The organism is Streptomyces phytophilus, from assembly GCF_013870535.1.
GTDB classification, from domain to species: Bacteria; Actinomycetota; Actinomycetes; order Streptomycetales; family Streptomycetaceae; genus Streptomyces; species Streptomyces phytophilus.
Genome location: NZ_JACBXC010001136.1, coordinates 1 through 1,969, shown reverse-complemented (window position 1 = coordinate 1,969; position 1,969 = coordinate 1). Strand labels below are relative to the sequence as shown.

The window sequence follows — 1,969 nt, the reverse complement described above, 5'->3', positions numbered from 1 at the left end:
TCCGCCTCGACCAGCGCCGCGTTGCCGCACTCCGGGTCCCACTCCCGCCAGCGCCGCAGCCACCCGTCGTCGTCGAGTGCGGCGGTCGCCAGCTCCGCGACGTACGTGTCCCGTCGCTCCCACTCCGCCGCCTGCCCGGCGCCGGCGAGGAGTTCGCGGGCCGGGCGGAAGTCGCCCGTGCCGGCGGCCCGGAGAACGGCGCGTACACGCTGGTCGGGCGCGTCCAGCAGGACGTCCTCGTCTAAGGGCAAGTCGGCGCCGACCCAGGAGTAGTGGCGCACCACGCGCGGGAACGTCACAAGGGGCCGGAGGAAGTGCATGACACTGCATTCAAGGCCATACGGACCTCCCCCTTCCAGACTCCTACGGTGACGATCCGATATCCGAGGCGGAGTCCGGTCCCACCGGTCACAGAATGGTTTCAGCAGGAGGGCCGGAAGGGGGCAAGTCCGTTCTCATCGGTCACCCGGTCGCCTCCGGGTTACGTGACCGCCGCCGCACCCTGTTCGTTGCACCGGATGCGGACCGGATGCAGGGGACAGCAGTCCGGTCCCGACAGGGATGCGGCCGGTTCCGGGGACGCCCGGACCGGCCGTCCCCGCACCCGCGTACGGCGCGCGCTCCCCGCGCACGGCCCCACCCGCGCCCCGGCTCAGCGGAAGCGCAGCGCCTTCAGCGCCCGCAGCCCCCGGCTCATGAACGCCACGTAGCTCTTGTCGTCGTCGTACCGCAGCGGCCCCAGCGCGAACGGCGCCAGCGGCACCACCCGTTGCTGCGCCACCGTCTGCGACTCCGTGTACTTCAGGATCCCCTCCGAGCCGTGCCGACGGCCGACCCCGGAGTCCTTCATCCCGCCCATGGGCGCCTGCACGCTGCCGTACGCGGCCCCGTAGCCCTCGTTGACGTTCACCGTCCCGGTCTGGAGCCGCGCCGCGACCCGGCGGCCCCGGCGGCCGTCCTTCGTCCACACGCTGGCGTTCAGCCCGTACGGCGTCGCGTTGGCGCGGGCGACCGCGTCGTCCTCGTCGCGGAAGCGGTAGACGGAGACGACGGGCCCGAAGGTCTCCTCCTCGCAGACGGTCATGCCGGGCTCGACGCCGTCGAGGACGGTCGGCTCGTAGAAGTACGGGCCCACATCCGGCCGTGCGCGTCCGCCGGCCAGCACCTCGGCGCCCTTGCCGACCGCCTCCTCCACGTGCCGCGTGACGGTCTCCAGCTGCTGCGCGCTGACGAGCGAGCCCATGTCGGCGCCGTAGCCGAGGGTGTTGCCCAGGCGCATGGCCCGGGTCCTGGCGACGAAGCGGGCGAGGAAGGCGTCCGCGATCGACTCGTGCACGTACAGCCGCTCGACGGAGATGCACAGCTGCCCCGCCGACGCGAACGCCGCGCGCACCGCGCCCTCCGCCGCCTTCTCCACGTCGGCGTCGGCGAGCACCAGCATGGCGTTCTTGCCGCCCAGTTCCAGCGAGGCGCCGACGAGCCGGGCCGCGGCGCCCTGGGCGACCTCGCGACCGGTGCGGGTGGAGCCGGTGAACGAGACGTAGTCGGCGTGCCGGACGATCTCCGGGCCGACGACCGGCCCCGGGCCGATCACGACCTGCCACACCTCCTCCGGCAGCCCCGCCTCGATCAGCTTCCGGCGCGCCCACAGGGCGGTCAGCGGGGTCTTGGAGTCGGGCTTCATGACGAGCGCGTTGCCCGCGGCGAAGGCGGGCAGGGCGTCGCCGACGGAGAGTTCGAGCGGGTAGTTCCAGGGCGCGATCTGGCCGACGACGCCGCGCGGGTGGCGCAGCTCGGTGACCTTGGTCAGCGTCGGCAGGGCGCCGGTGTGGCGCCTGGGGCCGAGGTAGGCGGGGGCGCGGCGGCCGTAGTGGCGGGCGGCCAGCGCGACGGCCTGCACCTCCTCGTGCGCGTGCAGCCGCGCCTTGCCGGTCTCCAGCTGCACGAGGTCGAGGACCTCGTCCTGGTC

General features: G+C 73.6%; 1 protein-coding gene and 1 pseudogene. Both read right to left on the bottom strand.

The annotated features are described in order from the left end of the window. Window positions 1–284: pseudogene (locus tag H5J30_RS29960) on the bottom strand (hypothetical protein); the annotation flags it as partial. Between the two features lie 368 nt (window positions 285–652). Beyond that, window positions 653–1,969: succinic semialdehyde dehydrogenase (locus H5J30_RS29955; protein ID WP_181790512.1), on the bottom strand; the 1,317-nt coding region annotated here is incomplete at its 5' end.